A 20,568-nucleotide genomic window follows, 5' to 3' on the forward strand; every position below is an offset into this window, starting at 1 on the left:
TGCCGGTTTGCTGTGCTTACTCGGGCTTGCCCATCTCGTGTCCCGGCCCTCGGCGGTGCGACTGCATCCAGTGTTCATGCTTCTGCATCTGCTGCTTGAGCAGGTCGCTGACGGTCTGCTTCTGCGCCGTCGACAGGCTGGCATAGGCCTTGAGCCAGGCGTCGCGCGCCTTGTCGTGGGCCGCGCGGCTGGCCTCGTGCAGCGCCTCGCTCTGGTCGGACAGCTTCTGCAGGTCGATCACGGCTTGCTTTTTCTGTTCGTCGAGCAGGGTCTTCATCTTCTCGTGCTGCGCCTTCATGGTGTCCATGGCATCGTGCGTGGCCTTTTCCGCCGCATCGAACAAGGCATTCTGCTCGCTGCTCAGGTTCAGCGTGGGCTTGGCCTGGCTCAACGCAGCGAAGGGGCCGCCGGCGCGCGGGCCGTCGCCATGGGACAGGGCCATCGCTGGCGCGGTCAGCGCAGCAAGCAGGGGGACGGCGAGCAAGAGGCGTTTCAGGCTGGGACTCATTGTGTGCTCCTTTTGATTTGCATCGTTAGTCAGGACTCGGCCGATTCGGTTCCCCGAACCGTTAGCGAAGCCAGTCTAGTCGGACGATGTCAATCAAAGGTGTGCGGCCGGCCCGGTGTGTTAGCAGGTGTGTCGCGGCGGCGCCGGTGCAACAGATATTTACGGTTGGCCGGGCGCAGCCTGCGCCGGCCCCTCGGCGGCCTCGGGCAGGGCGCGCCGGCGATACCACACGGTCCAGGCCCAGAGCGTGCCGTAGCAGCCGTATTGAACGAAGGGCGAAACGGCGAGGAAGCGCTCGGTCGTCAGCGTCCACAGCAGCACGGTGCGCAGGCCGGCCTCGGCGACCATGCCGGCGCTCCACACGGCAGTCATCGCGGTCATCAGCCGGCGCAGCGAGGGTGACGTCTGCCAGTAGGCCTCGAACTCGGCGGCGCCGGTGGCATCCTCGCGGCCCGCCGTGGCGCGGGCAAGGTAGTAGAGCACCGGGCGCGGCCACAGCAGCGACGACAGAGCCAGCAGGCCCATCAGCCCGGTCACGCCGGCCTCGCGCAGCAACAGCAGGCGCTCGTCGCCGCCGAACAGCACGGCTAGCAGCGACAGCGCGATGCCGAGCAGCACGGTGATCGAGATCGCATCCACGCGGCGGTGGCGCGCCAGTTCGAGCAGCGACCAGAGCAGCGGCGGCAGCGCTGACAATGCGATGGCGTTGAATTCGCCGGTGTACTGCCTGGCGAGCGTGTAGGCGCCCCAGGGCAGCAGGCCGTTGACGAGCAGTTCGAGGACGAGCTTGCCGCGTGTCATGGGTGTGCGGTCAGACGAACGATTCGTCGGCGCTCAGATAGCGCCACTTGCCAGCCGGTAGGTTGCCGAGCATGACGCGGCCGATGCGGATGCGCTTGAGGCCGACCACCTTGAGCCCGACCAGATCGCACATGCGGCGGATCTGACGTTTCTTGCCTTCCTTCAGGATGAAGCGCAGCTGGTTTTCATTCTGCCACCATACCTTGGCCGGCTTCAGGCGCTGGCCGTCGAGGCTGAGGCCGTGGTTGAGCTGCTGCAGCCCTTCCTTCGACAACGTGCCGTCGACGCGCACCAGGTATTCCTTCTCGACATCCGAATCCTCGCCGATCAGCTGCTTGGCGATACGGCCATCCTGCGTCAGGATCAGCAGGCCGACCGAGTCGATGTCGAGCCGGCCGGCCGGTGCCAGGCCGCGCAGGTGCGCCGCGTTGAAGCGGATGCGCGAGCTGTCTTCCTTCCATTGTCGGTCCGGCGTGATCAGCACGCTGGCCGGCTGGTAGCCCTCCTCCGCCTGGCCCGAGACATAGCCGACCGGCTTGTTGAGCAGGATGGTGACGCGGCTGCTCTGCGCGGCCTGGGCCTGGCGCTCGAGCGTGATCTTCTGGTTCGGCAGCACCTTGCTGCCGAGCTGGTCGACCACCACGCCATCGACGCGCACCCAGCCTTTGGCGATGTAGTCGTCGGCCTCGCGGCGCGAACACAGGCCGAGCTCGGCCATGCGTTTGGATAGGCGGATGGGTTCCATGGGGTGTCCGATGTGCAGGGCAAACGCGTAGTTTAACCCGCGCGCCGCAGTCTTGGCCCGTCCGGCGTGTCCTCGACATCGTAGCCGGCGGCGGTGATCTGCCCGCGCAAAGCATCGGCATCCGCCCAGCGTTTGTCCTGGCGCGCCTGCTGGCGCTGTTCGGCGAGCCGTTCGACAGCGGGCGGGATGTCGGCGCTGGCCGCCTGCCAATCGGCCAGGCACAGGCCCAGTACCTCGTCGATCAGGCTCAGCGTGGCGCGCTTGGTGGCGGGTGGCAGCGGTCCTTTCACCAGCTCCCAGACCAGCGCCAGCGCTTTGGGCGCATTCAGATCATGGTTCAGCTCATCGCGGAAGCGGCCGAGCGTGGCGGCGTCGGCCTCGCCGCCCGCAGGCCAGCTGTGGTAGGCCTCGCGCAGGCGGTTCAGCGCTGTCTGTGCCGCATCGAGACTGTTCCACGTGAAACTGAGCTGGCTGCGGTAGTGCGCGGTCAGGCACAGGTAGCGGTAGGCCAGCGGGGCGTAGCCGCGCTCGAGCAGCGTCTGCAGGCGCAGGAAATCGCCGCTCGATTTCGACATCTTGGCCGCGTCGAGCTGCAGGAAATAACCGTGCAGCCAGAAGTTGGCGAGCCGCGTGCCGTGGCAGGCTTCGGTCTGCGCGATCTCGTTGCTGTGGTGCACCGGGATGTGGTCCTCGCCGCCACAATGGATGTCGAACCACGGGCTCAGGTACTTGGCCGACATCGCCGAGCACTCGATGTGCCAGCCCGGGAAACCGCGCCCCCATGGGCTGTCCCACTCCATCTGGCGTTGCTCGCCGAGGCGGCTGAATTTCCACAATGCGAAATCGGTCGCGCTGCGTTTCTCGCCGAGGTCCACGCGCTTGCCGGCCTGCAGGCCGGTGCGGTCGAGCCGGGCGAGATAGCCGTAGTCGTCCTGCCGTGCCGTGTCGAAATACAGTCCGTCCGAGGTGCGGTAGGTGAAGCCCTTGGCTTCGAGCGTGGCGATGAAGTCGATCTGCTCGGCGATGTGGTCAGTGGCGCGGCACCAGACCGTCGGCTCGCGCAGGTTCAGCGCCGCCATGTCGGCCTTGAACGCGGCGGTGAAGCGCCCGGCGATGTCCCAGGCCGATTCGCCGGTGCGGCGGCTGCCCTTCTCCATCTTGTCCTCGCCGTCGTCAGCATCCGACACGAGGTGGCCGACATCGGTGATGTTGACCACGTGCCGTACCACGTGGCCGTTGAGTTCGAGCACGCGGCGCAGCAGGTCCTCGAACAGGTAGGTGCGCAGATTGCCGATATGGGCGTAGTCGTACACCGTCGGCCCGCAGCAGTACAGGCCCACGTGGTCGGCGTGGATAGGCTCGAAGCGGCGCAGGCTGCGGCTGTAGGTGTCGTAGAGGTGCAGGTCCATCTCGGTCTCGCAAGGAAAAAGAAAATGGCCGCAGGTGAGTTCACTCTGCGGCCATCGGGATTCGTTCGGACAGGCGAATGCGTGTCGGCGGGCCCCTACGGCCGGCCGCGACAACACTGGATCAGGAAAGGGCGTGCTGCAATCGCATTCATGTCCCTGATGCTAACGGGGGCATCCACGGTGGGTCAAGCGGGTTGACGTGCACCGCCGCCGGGCGTAGCGTCGCGCCTCATTGAAACGAGGGCTCGGCATGGAAACCATCATCTTCGAATTGAGCGGCGAATACATTGAGCTCAACAACCTGCTCAAGGTCGTTGGCGTGGCCGATAGCGGCGGTGCCGGCAAGGCGCTGGTGGCTGCGGGCGAGGTCAGCGTCGATGGCACGCTGGAAAGCCGCAAGACGGCAAAGATTCGCGTCGGCCAGGTGGTGACGCTGGCCGGGGTGCGCATCGAAGTCGTCGAGGGCGCGGCCGAGTAGTACGGGGCCAGAGGCCCCCTGCCCGATTGCAGCCTGGGCGGCTCGCTCAGGCGAGCACTTCGCTCATTTCCGCTTGCGGCAGGCCGACCAGGGCCTCGATGATTTCCAGTGCCGGCACGACAACCCCTTTTGCCGCATCGAAAATGACCGAGGTCACGGTCGCCTCGGCCACCACCTGCTTCGATTGGCGGCATTGCACCAGCTGCTTGAGCACGAAGCTGTTGGCCTTGACCGATTGCAGCGTGGTGACGATGTCGAGCAGCTGGCCGAGCCGAGCCGGCATGCGGAAATTCACCTGCATCGACGCCACCGGCACGGCCAGGCGCTTGCGCACGTATTCCTCGCGGCGCCCGCGCAGGTTCATGATGTCCCAGCGCCCCATCTCCAGATATTCCATGATGCGGGCGTTATTGACGTGACGGAAGGCATCCACATGGGATACCTGCACTTCGATCTGCGTCACAGATTTCAGGTCCTGCATACACTTCCCCCTTCTCTCTCTTTTTATGGAGTTGTTTTTTATTGCTTTGTCATTTGGCGTGCTTGGATGGCAATCCAATGTGCATATATTCGCACGACTGATATTTGTCTGAAAAGCCCTACTGGCGTTGGGTGTACCTGATTTGCCGCTTGCCGCTGCTCCGTCGTGGGCAGGGGCGGAATGTGCCGGATGGCCATATCGTCATGCCTCGCCTGGCTGGCCCGGCGTTTTTGCCGTCCGCCGTGGGGGTGTTGCCGCGGCCGACTCTGTATTAAGCTCGCCGCTCGAAATGAGGTGGTGAGATGAGTGAAATCGACATGGCGCGCCGTTTTGGCGGTATTGCGCGCTTGTATGGGGATGCCGCACTGGCGCGCTTCCAGACGGCCCACGTGGCGGTGATCGGGATAGGCGGCGTCGGCTCGTGGGCGGTCGAGGCACTGGCCCGCTCGGCCATCGGCACCCTGACGCTGATCGATCTCGATCATGTGGCCGAGTCGAACATCAATCGCCAGATCCACGCGCTCGACACCACGCTGGGCCAGGCCAAGGTGGAGGCGATGGCCGAGCGCATCGCGGCCATCAACCCGATTGCGCAGGTTCACCAGATCGACGATTTCATCGATCTCGACAATCTCGCGGGCCATATCGACCAGCGCTTCGATTTCGTTGTCGATGCCATCGACAGCGTCAAGGTCAAGGCCGCGCTGATCGCCCATTGCCGCCGCAACAAGATCAAGCTGATCACCTGCGGCGGTGCCGGTGGCCAGATCGACCCGACGCAAATCGAGGTCGCCGACCTTGCCCGCACCACGCAGGACCCGCTGCTTGCCAAGACACGCCAGATGCTGCGCCGCGACTATGGCTTCAACAAGGACGTGAAGAAAAAATTCGAGGTGCCGGCGGTATTCTCGACCGAGCCGCTGCGTTATCCCGAGGCGAGCGCCTGCGATGTCGACGATGCCGGTGCGGCCGGCCCGGCCGGGCTCAACTGTGCCGGCTTCGGCTCGGCCGTTGGGGTGACCGCGAGCTTCGGCCTGGTGGCGGCGTCCTACGTGCTCAACAAGCTGGCCGGACGCTGACACAACGTGGTCGCCGTGCAGGTCAAGCGGGCCTCGCAACAGGGCGCAGGGTGAATGTCAGCTTGCGCCGTTATCGCTGAACGAGGCCCTTCATGCCCCGGCCATTTTGCTGGTTCCCGCGTCCTTTCACCGCTGGTCAGGCCAGCCGTTTCACCATCACATAGTCATCCATCACGAAACCGTTGCCGATATCGAACACGGCCTCTTCGCGTACGCTGAAGCCTGCCTTGCGGTAAACCGCGATCGAGCCGGCGTTGTGCTTGTTCACGGTCAGCACCAGCGTGTCGGCGCCCAGGCTGCGAGCGCGCACCTCGACATGGCGCAGCATATGGCCGCCGTAGCCGCGCCCGTGCAGCTCGGGCAGCAGGTAGAGCTGCTCCAGCTTCATCTCCCCAGGGCTGTCGGTCAGCGCATAGCTGCAATAGCCGATGGCCTGGCCGTCGTGTTCGAGCAGGTCGAGCCCGCAGCGGCCGGAATCCAGGTACGGCTTTAGCTTGTCCGCGGTGTAGCGGCCGGCCAGCATGTACTCGATCTGTTCGGCACTGATCATGGCGATGTAGTGGCGGCGCCAGATGCGCGCACCGAGCTCGGCGACGGTGGGGAAGTCCGCCTCGGTGATTGGGCGCAAGGTGATGTCTGCTGGCTTGATGGTTGTCATGGTGTGCTCGCTCGATGGGTGCAGAATGGCCGACTGGGTGCCACAGGAATGGCCGGTATATGCTAAGGTCATTTCTAGTTTTGCCGCCCATGGCATTGATTTTCAAATGTTTCGCGCTAAAATGCGCAGCCCTTTACCGCGCCTGTTGAGCGCTTGGTCAATAGTTGATGCTAAAAATTCTCGGTCTCGATCGTGCGCTGAGCCTGCTGTCGCGCAAGCTGTTGTATGTCTGGGTGCGTACCCAGACCTTGCCGCAGGACCTGTCGACCCTCAATCTCGACCCGAACAAGCCGGTCTGCTACGTGTTGCAGACGCGGCAGCTTTCCAACCTGCTGGTGCTGGAAACCGAAACCCAGCGACTCGGCCTGCCGCGCGCGTTGAGCCGGCTCAAGAGCCTCGACGTGCGCGAGGACCGTTCCTTCTTCTTCCTGACCCGTGGCGACACCGCCGGGCCGATGCGGCGCAACCGTTTTGCCTATTCGCCACGGCTGAAGCGGCTGACGCAGGCAGTCGCGGCAAATCTGCAGCTCGACGTGCAGCTGGTGCCGGTCACCATTCTATGGGGGCGCCAGCCGCAGAAGGAAGACTCGCTGCTGAAGATTCTGTTCACCGATAGCTGGGCTACGCCGGGCGTGCTCAAGCAGTTCTTCCGCGTGCTGATTCATGGCCGCCGCACTCTGGTGCGCTTCGAAGAGCCGATCAGCCTGCGTGCGGTCGTGGATGAAGGCCAAGCCGAGGACCTGACGCTGCGCAAGATCGCACGCGTGCTGCGCGTGCATTTCCGCCGCCAGCGCGAGATGGCGATCGGCCCCGACCTGTCGCACCGCCGCACCCAGGTCAATGCGCTGCTCGAGGCTGACCCGGTGAAGCAGGCCATCGAGCAGGAGATGCGCGACAAGAGTCTGGCCATGACCAAGGTCGAGGACTCGGCGCGCCGCTATGCGATGGAGATCGCGGCCGACTACTCCTACCCCACCGTGCGCGCGCTGGAGAAGTTCCTCAACTGGCTGTGGACGCGCCTCTACGACGGCGTGAAGGTCTACCGCATGAACGAGCTGACCGATGTCGCGCCGGGCCAGGAGGTGATCTACGTCCCCACGCACCGCAGCCATATCGATTACCTGCTGATGTCCTACGTGATCTTCACCCAGGGCATGATGGTGCCGCACATCGCTGCCGGCGCGAACCTCAACCTGCCGGTGATCGGCGGCATCCTGCGTCGCGGCGGGGCATTCTTCCTGCGCCGCACCTTCAAGGGCAATCATCTGTATGCGGCGGTATTCAACGAATACCTGCACATGATGATCCAGAAGGGCTACCCGATCGAATACTTCATCGAGGGCGGCCGCAGCCGCACCGGCCGCATGCTGCAGCCCAAGGGCGGCATGCTGGCGATGACACTGCAGAGCTATCTGCGCGACCACCGGCGCCCGATCGTGTTCATGCCGATCTACTTCGGCTACGAAAAGGTGATGGAGGGCGGCACCTATGTCGCCGAGCTGTCGGGCAAGCCCAAGGAGAAGGAGTCGATCTGGGGCGTGATCAAGACCGTGCGCGACATCGAGAAGGTGTTCGGCGAGGTGCACGTCAACTTCGGTCAGCCCATCGTGCTGAGCGAGGTGCTCGACGAGGTCGAGCCGGGTTGGCGCGAGGCGGGCTCGCACCCCGACCCGAAATCGCCATGGTTCACCAAGACGGTCGATACGCTCGCCAACCGTATCGTCACGCGCAGCAACAGCGCGGCCGTGGTCAACCCGATCAGCCTGCTGGCGCTGGCGTTGCTGTCGACGCCCAAACAGGCTGCGGATGAAGACCTGCTGGTGGAGTTCCTCGATGCACTGAAGCGGCTGCTGACGGTGGCGCCCTACTCCGACCGGGTCGAGCTGACGTCGCTGTCGGGGCGCGAGCTGATCGCCTATGGCGAGAAGATGAAGGTATTGCGCCGGCTCGAACACCCGCTCGGCAATCTGGTGCAGTTGCTGCCCGAGCAGGCGCTGCAGATGACCTACTTCCGCAACAATGTGCAGCACCTGTACACGTTGCCGGGCATGATCGCCTGCTTCCTCACGGCCGATAACGCGCTCGAACGCGAGCGCATCGTCGAGCTGATCGGCAACATCTACCCCTTCCTCAAGGCCGAGCTGTTCCTGCACTGGAAGGCCGACGAGCTGCCGGCGGTGGTCAACGCCATGATCGATGCGCTGCTGGATACCGGCCTGCTCGCCGCGCGCAGCGACAACAACACGATCAAGGCGCCCAATCGCAACAGCGCCGAATACATGCAGCTGGAAATCCTCGCGCGCTCGGTGCGCCAGGCGATGGAGCGCTACTACATCGCCATCTCGCTGCTGACGCGGCAGGGCTCGGGCAAGATCTCCGCGAGCCAGCTCGAGGAACTGTGCTCGCTGTTCGCGCAGCGGCTCGCCATCCTGCACGAGCACTCGGCGCCCGAGTATTTCGACCGCGCGGTGTTCAAGTCCTTCATCTCGACCTTGAAGCGCATCGGCCTGCTCAGCGACGACGAATCCGGCCAGCTGGTGTTCGACCGGCGCATCCAGGCGGCAGCCAACGAGGCGCAGTTCGTGCTGCCGCACGACGTACGGCAAACCGTGCAGCAGCTGACCCGGCTCGATGCCGACGAAATCCGCCGCGCGATCGCGGATTTCCGCGCCAAGGCGGCCGAGAAGAGCGCCAAGAAGAAGTAAGCCGGGCTGCGGGCCGAGCCGGGCGTGCCCAGCGCGGCCAGATGGCGCCATGGCGGTAAAACTAAATGCGGCGGGGCAGGTCAATCCGTTCAGGCTGTAAGCTCGACGTTCGATACGCGACCAAGCCGCAGATACCCACCGACCGGATGCCCCGATGCTGCCCTCGCAACTCTCCCCTGCCCGCTTCAAACGGCTCAAGACGGCGCTGTTCGTGGCCTGCCTCTACCCGCTTGCACGCCTGCTCGTGCTTGGCGCCACGCATGGCCTCGGTGCCAATCCGATCGAATTCATCACGCGCTCGACCGGCACCTGGACACTCGTCGGCCTGCTGCTGACGCTTGCCATCACCCCGCTGCGCCGGCTGACGGGCATGAACTGGCTGCTCAGGCTGCGCCGCATGCTCGGGCTGTATGCCTTCTTCTACGCCTGCCTGCATCTGACGACCTATCTGTGGCTCGACCAGTTCTTCGATGTCGCCGCCATCCTCAAGGACATCGCCAAGCGCCCGTTCATCACCGTCGGTTTCAGCGCCTGGCTGTTACTGCTGCCGCTGGCCGTGACCTCGACCAACGCCATGATGAAGCGCCTGGGCCGCCGCTGGGGCTTGCTGCACCGCGCGGTCTACCTGATCGCGCCACTCGCGGTCGTGCATTACTGGTGGCTGGTGAAGAAGGATGTCACGCAGCCCGCGCTATACGCTGCGGTGCTCGTCGTCCTGCTCGGCTACCGGCTGTGGTGCTGGGCGCGGGCGCGGCTGCGCGAGCGCTGGCCGGCGCCGGCCGCGACGCAGATGCATTAGGCCATGATGTGATCGGCGGGGCCGCTCAACGGAGCGGGCTGTCGAGCTGGCGTTGGTATTGCGTGTCGATCTTCTTGACCGTGCCATCGTTTTCCATGGCCTTGAGCGCCTGCTGCAGGCGCGCCACCATGTCTTCCGGCACACCGGGGTGGCAGGCCAGGTACAGGCTGCTGTGGCCGAAGGTGAGCAGCGCCCTGAGCCTGTCCTGCACGCCGAGTTTCAACGCCAGGGCGGTTGCCGCGGCGCGGTTCGATGCCCAGTAGTCGATGCGGCCGAGCAGCATGTTCCTGAGACTGATTTCGTCGGCGCCGGAGTGGGCGACGCGATAGCCGTGCTGGTCCAGGTAGTCGGCCAGGATGTCGGCGCGGTAGCCGCCGATGACATAGGGCTTGAGTTCTTCCAGGCTGGCGGAGGTCAGCCTATTGTCCCGGCGCGTGAAGATGGTCCAGTCGGTCGATGCGAGCGGGCCGACCCACTGGAAGCGCGCCTCGCGCTCGGGGGTGCGCGCCGTACCGAATACGCAGGTGTCGGGCCGGCTCTGCGCGAGCTTGAATGCGCGCTGCCAGCTGGAGGGCTCGACGGCGTAGCTGATGGCGGCGCGGCGCATCATCTCCACGATCTTGTCGCCGACCAAGCCGCTGATCTCCCTGCCCGTTTCCGACACGATGTTGTAGGGCGGCAGGGGCTCGGTCGTCAGTACCAGCTCCTGCGCCGCCACCGAGCCAGATGCCGGCAACGCCATCGCGGCGGCACAGGCCCTGGCAATGCATGAGTGTAACAGGGGGGCGTCGGGTGGGCCGTGGGGCATGGTTCGATATCTCATGGGCAATATGTAGCGTGCTTTCTATCGGTATAGCAGAGCATCGCCAGCCCACGCGCGGGAAGGCTGGCGCTTGCCAAGCCGCAAGGCTTTGGGTAGAAAGCCTGATGTAAGTAATCTACGGAATTCCCTATGCGCCTGTTCCTCGCCGAAGACGACGAAATTCTTGCCGATGCGCTCAAGACCGGGCTGGCCCGCAGCGGTTTCGAGGTCGAGCATTGCGCCGACGGCGCCGAGGCCGAGCGGCGCCTCGTTAATGGCGACCATGCGGCGGCCATTCTCGACATCGGCCTGCCGACCGTCGACGGGCTCACCGTGCTGCGGCGTGTGCGCATTCTCAAGCCGACGCTGCCCATCCTGCTGCTGACGGCGCTCGATGGGCTCGACAACCGCGTATCCGGGCTCGATGCCGGCGCCGACGATTACCTGACCAAGCCATTCGAGTTTGTCGAGCTCGAAGCCCGCCTGCGCGCGGTGTTGCGCCGTTCGCACCTGTTGCCGCCGTCGGCCCAGCAGCTCGGCCCGCTGCGGCTTGACCGCGCGGCCCAGCGCGTGTGGTGCGACGAAACGCCGCTCGATCTGTCGGCGCGCGAGCTTGCCGTGCTCGATGTGCTGATCTCGCAGCGCGACCGCGTGGTGACCAAGGAGCAGATCGCGGGCGAGTTCGGCTCCACCGGCGGCGAGGTGGGCACCAATGCCGTCGAGGTGTATGTGCATCGCCTGCGCAAGAAGCTCGAACCCTACAACGTCGGCATCCGCACCGTGCGTGGCCTGGGCTATCTGCTCGAAGTCGATGCCGACTGAGCCCGCACCCCGCAAGCCCCAGCGCCTGTCGCTGCGGCGCCAGCTGCTGCTGTGGCTGTTGTTGCCGCAGCTGGTGCTGTGGCTCGCGGCGATCTTCGTCGCTTATACCGTGGCCTTGCGCTACGCCAATATCGCCATCGACCAGAGCCTGCTGCAATCGAGCCGGGCGCTGGCGCGGCAGGTCAAACCGCTCGGCAACGGGCTGTTCATCGATTTCCCCAAGGCAGCGCAGCAGATTCTCGAAGAAGAGCCCGAGGATCGGGTCTATTACAAGGTCAGCACGCCACCGGGCCAGTTCATCCTCGGCAACAACAACCTGCCGCCGCCGCCGCGCAGCGACAAGCCGGAGCTGAACCACCCCTACTACTACGACGGCCGCTTCAACGGCAGCAAGATCCGCATTGCCGCGCTCTACCTGTCCATCGGTACGCCGGCGATGCCGCAGACCATGCTGGTGCAGGTGGCCAAGGGCATTGCCGTGCGCGAGCGGCTGGCGCACGACATCCTGGTCGACACGATCCTGCCGCTGTCGCTCCTGATGCTGCTGACCAGCGTGCTGGTGTGGGGCGGCGTCAGCCATGGCCTGTCGCCACTGCGCAAACTGCGGCGGCAGGTGGAGAACCGCAGCGCGCTGAACCTCGCGCCGATCGAGATCGAGAGCGCACCGGCCGAGGTACGGGCACTGGCCGGCGCGGTGAACACCCTGCTCGAAGCCGTCACCCACAATATCGCCTACCAGCGTCGCTTCATTGCCGATGCCGCGCACCAGCTGCGCACGCCGCTGGCGGGGCTCAAGTCGCAGACCGAGCTGGCGCTCAACGAATCCGATGCGCAGTCGCTCAAGGCCCGCCTGCAGCTCGTGCATACCAGCGCGGCGCGTACCGTGCACATGGTCAACCAGCTGCTGACGCTGGCGCGTGCCGAGCCCGACCAGCAAAACGCGATGCCGACCGAGCCGATCGACCTCGCCCGCCTGGTGCGCGACATCGTCGCCGAAGCCGCGCCGCGCGTGCTGCAGAAGGGGCTGGAGCTGGCCTGTTATGCCGATGTGAGCCCGCAGCAGATTTCGGGCAATTCCACGCTGTTGCGCGAGATGCTGCTCAACCTGATCGACAACGCCACCCGCTATGCCGGCAAGGGCTGCACCATCGTCGTGCGGGTGCTGGCCGGACGCAGCCATACCACGCTCGAAGTCGAGGACGACGGCCCGGGCATCCCCGAGGCCGACAAGGACAAGGTGTTTGATCGCTTCTATCGCGGCAGCCAGGGCGGCGAAGGCTGCGGCCTGGGCCTGCCGATCGTGCGCGAGATCGCGCACCGGCACGGCGCCGAGGTCAGGCTGCGCGATGCCCGGCCGCATGGCCTCGTCGTGTCGCTGCGCTTTGTGCTCGAGCCCGTCTGACCCGGTACGCGCTCAGAAGTACTTGCGCAGATCCATCCCGGTATACATCGATGCCACCTGGTCGGCGTAGCCGTTGAACATCAGCGTCTTGCGCTTGAAGAATTCGCCGATACGCCGCTCGCTCGCCTGGCTCCAGCGCGGGTGATCGACCTGTGGGTTCACGTTGGAATAGAAGCCGTACTCACTCGGGTTGGCGCGCATCCAGCTCGACACCGGCGGCTTCTCGACCAGGCGGATGCGCACGATGGACTTGGCGCTCTTGAAGCCATATTTCCAGGGCACCGCGATACGCACCGGCGCGCCATTCTGGTTCGGCAGCAGCTCGCCGTAGAGGCCGAGCGTGACCAGCGTCAGCGGGTGCATCGCCTCGTCGATGCGCAGGCCCTCGACATAGGGCCAGTCGAGCACGGCGCCGCGCTGGCCGATCATCTGCTCGGGGCGCCTGAGCGTGGTGAACTCGACGTATTTCGCCTTACCCGTCGGCTCGACGCGCTTGAGCACCTCGGACAGCGAATAGCCTATCCACGGGATCACCATCGACCAGCCTTCGACACAGCGCAAGCGGTAGATGCGCTCTTCCAGCGGCGCGAGCTTCAGCAGCTCGTCGATGTCGAAGGTACGCGGCTTGAGCACCTCGCCGTCGATCTGTACGGCCCACGGTCGCGTCACCAGGCGGCCGGCGTTGGCGGCCGGATCGGCCTTGTCGGTGCCAAACTCGTAGAAATTGTTGTAGCCGGTGATCTCGTCGCGCGTGTTGGCGGCGCCGGCCACCGACAAGGGACTCCTGCGCGCGGCCAGCCGTGGCGCGGCGGCTGCCTCGCTGTGCAAGCCACTGGCGGCGAGTGCGAGTGCGCCGGCGCCTTGCATGAACTGGCGACGGTTCAGGTAGAGCGTCTTGTCGGTGATGTTGCTCGGCGCGATGTCCGAGGCGGGTTTGATGAGCATGTGCACTCTCCGGTGGCGGGTTGGCGACTGTTGCCCTTGGTCGGGTGAGCCGCTTTTTTCTGACAGTGGGCAAGACATTTGACCACCGGTTTCAACAGAAATCCCCGCCTGGCGCGCAATGTTGCGGCAAAGGGCAAAATGTGCGCGTAAACGCTTTATTCTAGAGCGATTATTCTATTAGAATAACGCCAATGCCATATTTAGCTACCCATGCTGTAGCCGAAAGCCGTGCCATGAAACTGCGTATTCCCCTGCTGTTGCTTGCCTTGTGTGCCGCCCTGCCCGTCCGGGCCGAAGGCGATGCGTCCGCCGTCAAGGTGACCCCGCTGACCGAAGCCCCGCCGACCGAGATTTCCCCAGCCGTGGAAACCCCGCCGGTCTACAAGGCGCCTCACCTCAACAACCGGCAGCCGTTGCTGAGCGAGGTGTCGCGCGAGCTCGGCGAGCGCGGCAAGGTCGTGGTGACGGCGTTGATCGGCCGTGACGGTACGCTGCAGGATGCGAAGATCGCGCAGAGCAGCGGTTTCCCCCGTCTCGACGTATTGGCGCTCGATACCGCGCGCGGCTGGCAGTACGAGCCGGGCAAGCGCGACGGCAAGCCGGTGCTGGCCAAGGTCGACATCCCCTTCGAATTCGGCACGCTGGAGCCGCAGACCGCCAAGGATGGCAAGGACAAGGCCCCCAACCCCAGGGCAGCAGCAGCGGCCCGTGGCGACCGGCCGGAGCTGTGCGGCAGCAGCATTCCGAATGTCACCAAGTGGCTGCCGCTACTGACCCCGCAGCCCTCGGACATCGACTATCCGAAGCCGGTCAAGGATCGCGCCATCGACATCGGCCGCTGGGACCCGAACTTCGACTTCGACAGCGGCAACAGCCCCTACCTCGCGTTCGAGTTGCCCAAGTACGAAGGCCCCTATGCGATCAAGATCACCAGCACGGTCAACCCCAAGCTGTTCTACCCGGTGATGCTGTTCCTTGATCGCCAGAAGCGCCCGACGCGCTGCCTGACCGCCGCCGTGGACAGGTTCGTGCCGGCCAGCTGGTCGAATTTCGCCAGCTTCGTCGGCGAGATCCCGATCACGCGCGAGTCACGCCGCGACTACTACGTGATCATCTTTACCACGCCCGAGCAGGCGGTTTCGAGCACCGACCCGAAGGACGGCTACAACCTGGTGAGCTGGGTGCAGGACTATCTGTGGAGCCTGGTATCGAAGGACAAATGGAACGAGCCGCAGCAGATCCCGCATGACTACACCGGCATGTTGCGCATCGAGACGCGCAAGCTGGGCGGGCCTGCCGAGCCAACCAGGGTCGCCTCGAACGACTCGCACTGAGCCGACCCGGCTGCCCCGACCTGACGCCCGCTTGCCGGGCGTCAGTCTTTTGCGAACAGCGCCAGTGCGACCGCGCGTGCCTGCGCATGATCGACCAGCGGTGCCGGGTAGTCGTGCCCGACCCGTATGCCGCATGCCTGCTGTGCCGTCAGCGGCATGGTCCACGGCGCGTGCAGATAGCGCTCGGGACAGCGTGCGAGCTCCGGCACGTAGCGGCGGATGAAGCTGCCCTGCGGATCGAACTTTTCCGATTGGGTGACCGGGTTGAAGATGCGGAAATAGGGCTGGGCATCGCAGCCGGTCGAGGCCGCCCATTGCCAGCCGCCGTTGTTGGCGGCGAGGTCGAAGTCGATCAGCTGTTCGGCGAAATGGCGCTCGCCCCAGCGCCAGTCGACGTGCAGGTCCTTCACCAGGAAGGAGGCCGCGATCATGCGCAGCCGGTTGTGCATATAGCCGGAATGCGCGAGTTGACGCATGGCGGCGTCGACGATCGGGTAGCCTGTCCTGCCCTCGCGCCATGCGGCAAACCTGGCCGGGTCGTTGGGAAAGGCGATGTGCTCGTAGGCCGGCTTGAACGCGTGGCCCACGACGTGCGGAAAATGCCACAGGATCTGCTGATAGAAGTCGCGCCAGATCAGCTCCGACAGCCAGCAGGCATGGCCCGGCCCGGCACCGGGCTGGCTGCCGTCCCAGGCGGCCCGTGCCAGCTGGCGGATCGACACAGTGCCGAAGCGCAGGTGTGCCGACAGGTAGGACACACCCTTCACCGCCGGGAAATCGCGCGCCTCGTGATAGCGGTCGATGCGGGCGAGAAAATCGCCGAGCAGCGCCGTGCCACCCGCCATGCCGCAGCGGACGCCGAGCTCGCCCAGATTGGTCGGGGCAAAGCCGAGGTCCGCCAGCGTCGGCATCGGCCCGGCCTCGTGCGGGGCCAGCGCCGCGAGATAGCGCTCGACCGGGTAGGCCGTCACATGGAACGGCGTCAGCCGCTTCAGCCATGCATTCTTGTAGGGCGTGAACACGCTGAACGGCGTGCCGGCCAGGGTCAGCACCTCGTCGCGCTCGAAGATCACCTGGTCCTTGCATTGCGGGAAGTCCACGCCCTGCGCGGCGAGGGCGGCCTCGACCGCCGCGTCGCGCGCGATGGCGGCAGGCTCGTAGTCGCGGTTGCTGAACACGGCCTCGGCCCCGAGAGCCTGTGCCAGCTGTGGAATGGCCTCGACGGCGCGCTCATGCAGTACGATCAGCTCACCGCCGTCGGCACGCAATGCCCGCCTGAGCTCGGCGACGCTGCGCCAGATGAACTCCACGCGCCGGTCGTGACGGCTTGGTAGCGCATCGAGGATGTCGCGATCGAACACGAAAACGCAATAGACCTGCCGGCTGTGTTTCAACGCGTGGTATAGCGCGGCGTGGTCGTAATTGCGCAGGTCGCGGCGAAACCAGCACAAGCTGCGCGAATAGCGGGGAGACGGCATGTGGGGCGGCTCAGCGGGGTGGTGGCATGGTGGTTGGCCAGGGCGCTCTGGCACGGACGTTTCCTGCCGAGACAGGCGCTTTGTGCGATAATTCAACCATGCAAAGCGTGAATCTGACCAACCATTTTCTGATCGCCATGCCCAATATGGCCGACCCGTATTTCCAGCGCTCGCTCACCTATATCTGCGAGCACAATGAAAACGGGGCGCTCGGTATCGTCGTCAACCGACCTATCGACCTGACCATGGAAGGCCTGTTCGAGCAGATCGGCATCGAGCTGAGCCGGGGCGACTTGGCCGAGATGCCCGTCTACTTCGGCGGCCCGGTGCAGATGGATCGCGGATTCGTGCTGCACAACCCGCTCGGCAGCTGGCAATCGACCATGGCGATGAATGAGAGCTTCGGCCTCACCACCTCCAAGGATATCCTGCAGGCCGTCGGCGAGGGCCGTGGCCCCGGGCGCATCATGGTGACGCTCGGCTATGCCGGCTGGGATGCCGGCCAGCTTGAGCAGGAGCTCGCGCAGAATGCCTGGCTCACCGTCGAGGCAAGCCAGGACATCATTTTCGAGATGCCGGCGGAAGAGCGCTACGACGCCGCCATGCACCGCCTCGGCGTCGATTTCGGCAACCTGTCGGATCAGGCCGGACATGCCTGAGGCCGCACTGCCCGACAGCGGCGGTGTGCTGGCCTTCGATTTCGGTGAAAAGCGCATCGGCGTTGCCACCGGCGACCTGTCCGTCCGCCTTGCCACGCCGTTGACGATGATCGCGACGGACAGCAACGACGAGCGTTTTGCCCGCATCGGCGCGTTGATTGCCGAGTGGCAGCCGGCGCTGCTGGTCGTGGGCCTGCCCACCCACATGGATGGCACCGAACATGAATTGACGCGGCTCTGCCGCAAATTTGCGAACCGGCTCCATGGCCGGTTTGCTTTACCCGTGCGGCTCGTCGACGAGCGCCTGTCCTCCGCCGTGGCGGATGGCATGCTGGCCGAAATCGGCCTCAGCGCCAAAAAGCGCAAGCCTGCGCTCGACCAGGTCGCCGCACTCCAGATACTGCAAGCGTTTTTTGACCACCCCGAGGCAAGCGTGGCCCACAATGCCGCGTCCAACTCATCCAGCACGACGGAATGACGATGGCCCTCTCTCACCCGCAATTAGACAGCAACGGCGAGCTCAAGCACCTTCTGACCATAGAAGGCCTGCCGGCAGCCATTCTCGAACAGATTCTCGACAAGGCCGAGAGCTTTGTCTCGGCGTCGGATCACGACGTAAAGAAGCTGCCCGTTCTCACCGGCAAATCGGTGTTCAACCTGTTCTTCGAGAACTCGACGCGCACCCGCACCACCTTCGAGATCGCCGCCAAGCGGCTGTCGGCCGATGTGATCAACCTCAATATCGGTGCATCGAGCACCTCCAAGGGCGAGACGCTGCTCGATACCATCCACAACCTCGAGGCCATGCACGCCGACATGTTCGTGGTGCGCCATGCCGAGAGCGGCGCGCCCTTCCTGATCGCCAAGCATTGCCGGCCCGGCGTCAGCGTGGTGAATGCGGGTGACGGTCGCCATGCGCATCCGACGCAGGCGCTGCTCGACATGTACACGATCCGCCACTACAAACGCGAATTCAGCAATCTGCGCGTGGCCATCGTCGGCGACATCCTGCACAGCCGCGTCGCGCGCTCGCAGATCCACGCGCTGACCACGCTGGGTGTGCCCGAGGTGCGCGTGATCGGTCCTAAGACGCTGCTGCCGACCGCCGTCGAGAGAATGGGCGTGCAGGTCTATCACGACATGAACGCCGGCCTCAAGGATGTCGATGTGGTGATCATGCTGCGCCTGCAGAATGAGCGCATGAATGGCGCGCTGCTGCCTTCCGCGCAGGAGTTCTTCAAGAATTACGGCCTGACCCAGGAAAAGCTCGCGCTCGCCAGGCCCGATGCCATCGTGATGCACCCGGGGCCGATGAACCGCGGCGTCGAGATCGACTCGGCGGTGGCGGATGGCGCGCAGTCGGTGATCCTGCCACAGGTGACCTTCGGTATCGCGGTACGCATGGCGGTGATGAGCATTCTGGCGGGGAACAAGTAAATGAATATCGAAATCAAGCATGGCCGCCTGATCGACCCGGCAAGCGGCCTCGACCAAGTTGCCGATCTCTACCTGAGCCAGGGTAAGGTTGCCGCCATCGGCGCCGCACCGGCGGGGTTCGTGGCTGACAAGACCATCGACGCCAGCGGCCTGGTCGTGGCGCCCGGCCTGGTGGACCTTGCCGCGCGGCTGCGCGAGCCGGGCTTCGAATACAAGGCCACGCTCGAATCCGAGATGCAGGCCGCGGTAGCCGGCGGCGTGACGAGCCTGGCCTGCCCGCCTGATACCGATCCGCCGCTCGACGAGCCGGGCCTGGTGGAAATGCTCAAGCATCGCGCGCGGCAGCTCAACCTCGCCAACGTCTACCCGATAGGCGCGCTGACCCAGCAGTTGAAGGGCCAGCGGCTGACCGAGATGGCCGAGCTGACCGAGGCCGGCTGCGTTGCCTTCTCGCAGGCCGACAACCCGTTCGAGAGCAATCTGTCGCTGATGCGCGCGCTGCAGTATGCCTCCACCTTCGGCTATGGCGTGTGGCTGCGCGCACGCGATTTCGGCCTGGCGGCCGGCGGCGTCGCGCATGACGGCGAGGTCGCCTCGCGGCTGGGGCTGGCACCCGTGCCGGTGGTGGCCGAAACCGTGGCAATTTCGACGGTGCTGCTGCTGGTGCGCGAGACCGGCGCTCGCGTGCACTTCTGCCGCGTCGCCAGTGCCGGCGGCCTGCAGATGATCCGCGAGGCCAAGCAGGCTGGCCTGCCGGTCAGCTGCGATGTGAGCATCCACCATGTGCACCTGTCCGACATCGACATCGGGTTTTTCGACCCGCACTTCCACCTGGTACCGCCGCTGCGCTCGACCGAAGACCGCGCGGCGATCCGCGCGGCCTTGCTCGATGGCACGATCGACGTGATCTGCTCCGACCATACCCCGGTCGATGAAGACGCCAAGCTGCTGCCGTTTGCCGAATCCGAGCCGGGTGCCACGGGCCTCGAGCTGCTGCTGACGCTGACGCTGAAATGGGCCGAGGAGGCGAAGCTGCCGCTGGCCCGGGCGCTGGCCAAGATCACCACCGAATCTGCCCGGGTGCTGGGCATTGCGGCCGGCAAGCTGGCCGTGGGCGAGACCGCGGATGTGTGCGTGTTCGATCCCGAGCGCGAGTGGAAGGTCGAGCCGAAACAGCTGGTCAGCCAGGGCAAGAATTCGCCGTTTGCCGGTTTGCCGGTGCGTGGTAAAGTGCGCTTCACTTTCGTCAACGGCCAGCTCGTTTACGCAATCGAATGACCCACCGGAGGCCGCCAGCCGGCTTCATGGATGGAGGAGGCGCGGCGTCGGGAGAACGCCGCGCAACACAATAACAGCCGCCAGAGCGGCCGATAACCACACCATATTTTGCTTCTACTACAAAGGGAAACACCATGTCCGACCTGAAAGCGCAATTCGAACAAGCCCAAAAAGACATCCTGACGCTCTCCGAAGCGCCCGACAACCAGACCAAGCTCAAGCTGTACTCGCTGTTCAAGCAGGCATCGAGCGGCGACGTGGCCGGCGACCGTCCCGGCATGATGGACTTCGTCAACCGCGCCAAGTACGACGCCTGGGCCGAGCACAAGGGCAAGTCGGCTGACCAAGCCATGCAGGACTACATCGGCCTGGTTAAGAAGCTGCTCGGCTAAGCGACACTTCTTCTGCGAAAACGGGGCTGCCACGCAGCCCCGTTTTGTTTTCTGGTCTATGCTGGCGAAGGAAGCCTGCAGACCTGGCATGGCGGGTACCGGTGGATGGCTGGCGCGAGTACGGGGCGCTTGCTGGCCAAGTGGCGAGCGCACAAATTATCAAGTTTTGTATCGCATCCACCGCTAGAGTCTTGGCTCAGATGCAACCGCATCACCGATTTGCCCCTGCCATACCGCGGACCTCGCGGTGGGTAGTTTGGGGTGGGGGCTTAGGCAGCCACCCCAATTTTCTTCCCGGCCCCACGCGATGCGTGATGGCCCAAAAAACAAAACGCCTTGCCGACTGGCAAGGCGTT

21 protein-coding genes are annotated in these 20,568 nt (G+C 64.9%); 12 read left to right on the forward strand and 9 right to left on the reverse strand.

Annotation, left to right across the window (positions count from 1 at the left end; all coding sequences use genetic code 11):
- Window positions 1-16: 16 nt before the first annotated feature.
- From ABWL39_RS12845 to cysS, 4 genes are all read right to left on the reverse strand, one after another.
- Window positions 17-508 carry a Spy/CpxP family protein refolding chaperone gene (locus tag ABWL39_RS12845; protein ID WP_367791600.1) on the reverse strand — a complete coding sequence of 164 codons (492 nt, stop codon included), beginning with the start codon at window positions 506-508 and terminating at the stop codon, window positions 17-19.
- A gap of 159 nt (window positions 509-667) precedes the next feature.
- Window positions 668-1,309, reverse strand: coding sequence for a VC0807 family protein (locus ABWL39_RS12850; protein WP_367791603.1), 642 nt, complete (start codon window positions 1,307-1,309; stop codon window positions 668-670).
- A gap of 10 nt (window positions 1,310-1,319) precedes the next feature.
- Window positions 1,320-2,054 (reverse strand): pseudouridine synthase, encoded by a 735-nt coding sequence (locus ABWL39_RS12855; protein ID WP_367791606.1) that lies wholly within the window; start codon window positions 2,052-2,054, stop codon window positions 1,320-1,322.
- A gap of 32 nt (window positions 2,055-2,086) precedes the next feature.
- Window positions 2,087-3,463: a cysteine--tRNA ligase gene (gene cysS / locus ABWL39_RS12860; protein ID WP_367791609.1), complete on the reverse strand. Its 1,377-nt coding sequence runs from the start codon at window positions 3,461-3,463 to the stop codon at window positions 2,087-2,089.
- Window positions 3,464-3,713: 250 nt separating this feature from the next.
- On the opposite strand from cysS, the gene ABWL39_RS12865 reads away from it, so the two are divergent.
- Window positions 3,714-3,941: an RNA-binding S4 domain-containing protein gene (locus ABWL39_RS12865; protein WP_367791612.1), complete on the forward strand. Its 228-nt coding sequence runs from the start codon at window positions 3,714-3,716 to the stop codon at window positions 3,939-3,941.
- Window positions 3,942-3,987: 46 nt separating this feature from the next.
- On the opposite strand, the gene ABWL39_RS12870 is transcribed toward ABWL39_RS12865, so the two are convergent.
- Window positions 3,988-4,422 carry an acyl-CoA thioesterase gene (locus tag ABWL39_RS12870; RefSeq protein WP_367791615.1) on the reverse strand — a complete coding sequence of 145 codons (435 nt, stop codon included), beginning with the start codon at window positions 4,420-4,422 and terminating at the stop codon, window positions 3,988-3,990.
- A 302-nt stretch (window positions 4,423-4,724) separates the two neighbouring features.
- Here ABWL39_RS12870 and tcdA point away from each other — a divergent pair, with 302 nt between their 5' ends.
- On the forward strand, window positions 4,725-5,501 hold the full coding sequence (gene tcdA, locus ABWL39_RS12875; RefSeq protein WP_367791618.1) for a tRNA cyclic N6-threonylcarbamoyladenosine(37) synthase TcdA: 777 nt from the start codon (window positions 4,725-4,727) through the stop codon (window positions 5,499-5,501).
- Between the two features lie 136 nt (window positions 5,502-5,637).
- Here tcdA and ABWL39_RS12880 read toward each other — a convergent pair whose 3' ends face one another.
- Window positions 5,638-6,159, reverse strand: coding sequence for an N-acetyltransferase family protein (locus tag ABWL39_RS12880; RefSeq protein WP_367791622.1), 522 nt, complete (start codon window positions 6,157-6,159; stop codon window positions 5,638-5,640).
- A 167-nt stretch (window positions 6,160-6,326) separates the two neighbouring features.
- Here ABWL39_RS12880 and plsB point away from each other — a divergent pair, with 167 nt between their 5' ends.
- Together plsB and ABWL39_RS12890 are read left to right on the forward strand one after the other, a co-directional pair.
- Window positions 6,327-8,864 carry a glycerol-3-phosphate 1-O-acyltransferase PlsB gene (gene plsB / locus ABWL39_RS12885; RefSeq protein ID WP_367791625.1) on the forward strand — a complete coding sequence of 846 codons (2,538 nt, stop codon included), beginning with the start codon at window positions 6,327-6,329 and terminating at the stop codon, window positions 8,862-8,864.
- A 154-nt stretch (window positions 8,865-9,018) separates the two neighbouring features.
- Complete coding sequence (locus ABWL39_RS12890) at window positions 9,019-9,663, forward strand: sulfite oxidase heme-binding subunit YedZ (protein ID WP_367791628.1); 645 nt, start codon at window positions 9,019-9,021, stop codon at window positions 9,661-9,663.
- Window positions 9,664-9,688: 25 nt separating this feature from the next.
- On the opposite strand, the gene ABWL39_RS12895 is transcribed toward ABWL39_RS12890, so the two are convergent.
- Window positions 9,689-10,405 (reverse strand): substrate-binding periplasmic protein, encoded by a 717-nt coding sequence (locus ABWL39_RS12895; protein WP_367791631.1) that lies wholly within the window; start codon window positions 10,403-10,405, stop codon window positions 9,689-9,691.
- 210 nt (window positions 10,406-10,615) lie between these two features.
- Between ABWL39_RS12895 and ABWL39_RS12900 the strand changes: the two genes are divergently transcribed.
- Complete coding sequence (locus tag ABWL39_RS12900) at window positions 10,616-11,287, forward strand: response regulator (protein WP_367791633.1); 672 nt, start codon at window positions 10,616-10,618, stop codon at window positions 11,285-11,287.
- The gene (locus ABWL39_RS12905; RefSeq protein ID WP_367791636.1) at window positions 11,277-12,689 is read left to right on the forward strand and encodes a sensor histidine kinase; all 1,413 of its coding nucleotides are present in this window, start codon (window positions 11,277-11,279) and stop codon (window positions 12,687-12,689) included. The genes ABWL39_RS12900 and ABWL39_RS12905 overlap by 11 nt, the downstream gene beginning before the upstream one ends.
- 12 nt (window positions 12,690-12,701) lie before the next feature.
- Here ABWL39_RS12905 and msrP read toward each other — a convergent pair whose 3' ends face one another.
- Window positions 12,702-13,634 (reverse strand): protein-methionine-sulfoxide reductase catalytic subunit MsrP, encoded by a 933-nt coding sequence (msrP, locus tag ABWL39_RS12910; protein ID WP_367791639.1) that lies wholly within the window; start codon window positions 13,632-13,634, stop codon window positions 12,702-12,704.
- A gap of 233 nt (window positions 13,635-13,867) precedes the next feature.
- Here msrP and ABWL39_RS12915 point away from each other — a divergent pair, with 233 nt between their 5' ends.
- Window positions 13,868-14,968 (forward strand): MalM family protein, encoded by a 1,101-nt coding sequence (locus ABWL39_RS12915; RefSeq protein WP_367791642.1) that lies wholly within the window; start codon window positions 13,868-13,870, stop codon window positions 14,966-14,968.
- Between the two features lie 41 nt (window positions 14,969-15,009).
- On the opposite strand, the gene ABWL39_RS12920 is transcribed toward ABWL39_RS12915, so the two are convergent.
- Window positions 15,010-16,446, reverse strand: coding sequence for a deoxyribodipyrimidine photo-lyase (locus tag ABWL39_RS12920; RefSeq protein ID WP_367791645.1), 1,437 nt, complete (start codon window positions 16,444-16,446; stop codon window positions 15,010-15,012).
- 98 nt (window positions 16,447-16,544) lie between these two features.
- Here ABWL39_RS12920 and ABWL39_RS12925 point away from each other — a divergent pair, with 98 nt between their 5' ends.
- The 5 genes from ABWL39_RS12925 to ABWL39_RS12945 all read left to right on the forward strand — a co-directional run bounded on the left by ABWL39_RS12925 (window position 16,545) and on the right by ABWL39_RS12945 (window position 20,212).
- Window positions 16,545-17,105 (forward strand): YqgE/AlgH family protein, encoded by a 561-nt coding sequence (locus ABWL39_RS12925; protein ID WP_367791648.1) that lies wholly within the window; start codon window positions 16,545-16,547, stop codon window positions 17,103-17,105.
- Window positions 17,098-17,583 (forward strand): Holliday junction resolvase RuvX, encoded by a 486-nt coding sequence (gene ruvX, locus ABWL39_RS12930; protein WP_367791652.1) that lies wholly within the window; start codon window positions 17,098-17,100, stop codon window positions 17,581-17,583. The genes ABWL39_RS12925 and ruvX overlap by 8 nt, the downstream gene beginning before the upstream one ends.
- Before the next feature lie 2 nt (window positions 17,584-17,585).
- Window positions 17,586-18,542: an aspartate carbamoyltransferase catalytic subunit gene (locus ABWL39_RS12935; protein WP_367791655.1), complete on the forward strand. Its 957-nt coding sequence runs from the start codon at window positions 17,586-17,588 to the stop codon at window positions 18,540-18,542.
- On the forward strand, window positions 18,543-19,820 hold the full coding sequence (locus ABWL39_RS12940) for a dihydroorotase (protein ID WP_367791658.1): 1,278 nt from the start codon (window positions 18,543-18,545) through the stop codon (window positions 19,818-19,820). It abuts the gene before it with no gap.
- Between the two features lie 134 nt (window positions 19,821-19,954).
- On the forward strand, window positions 19,955-20,212 hold the full coding sequence (locus tag ABWL39_RS12945; protein WP_367791661.1) for an acyl-CoA-binding protein: 258 nt from the start codon (window positions 19,955-19,957) through the stop codon (window positions 20,210-20,212).
- Window positions 20,213-20,568: the final 356 nt, after the last annotated feature.

The organism is Chitinivorax sp. PXF-14 (assembly GCF_040812015.1).
Lineage (GTDB): Bacteria > Pseudomonadota > Gammaproteobacteria > Burkholderiales > SCOH01 > JBFNXJ01.